Below are 422 nucleotides of genomic sequence, written 5' to 3'. Positions count from 1 at the left end.
AGCTTATCTCTTCCAACTTTTAAAATCGATAGCTGGTCCTTGAGTAAAAAATATAACTTTCTACTTCCCAATCTGGGCATTGTCATACGGGTTTCTCGCACAAGTGCTACCACCTTTTGGGCAATGGATTGTTTATGCCGCTTTGACCGTATCGATCTATAATAAACCTGCCTGTTTACCCCGAGCAAATCACAGGTAGAAACTAACGTTTCTTTGTGCTCTTCTTTGAAGAGGTCGATGAGTCGGGTGTGTAATTTTTTCTGATATCAATTTTATATTCCTTTTCAGCTAAATCTACTAGCATATCAAATAGGATTGACTTCTTGTCAGCACGTTCGGCAAGGTGCTCAGCTCTAGCCTTTTGCTTTTCAAGCAATTTTACTTTTGCCTCTAGTTCGAGGATTCTTTGTTCAGGTGTCTTG

Annotated in this window: 1 protein-coding gene; it reads right to left on the bottom strand. The window is 39.8% G+C overall.

Annotated elements, in window-relative coordinates:
* Nucleotides 1-202: 202 nt before the first annotated feature.
* On the bottom strand, nt 203-422 hold a 220-nt coding region (locus tag ACGK9U_RS16150; protein ID WP_394467593.1), incomplete at its 5' end, for a hypothetical protein.

Origin of the sequence: Mariniflexile sp. HNIBRBA6329, assembly GCF_043558645.1 — a bacterium.
GTDB lineage: Bacteria > Bacteroidota > Bacteroidia > Flavobacteriales > Flavobacteriaceae > Mariniflexile.
The sequence above is the reverse complement of the archived record's forward strand: the minus strand, read 5'-3'. Positions and strand labels throughout refer to the sequence as shown.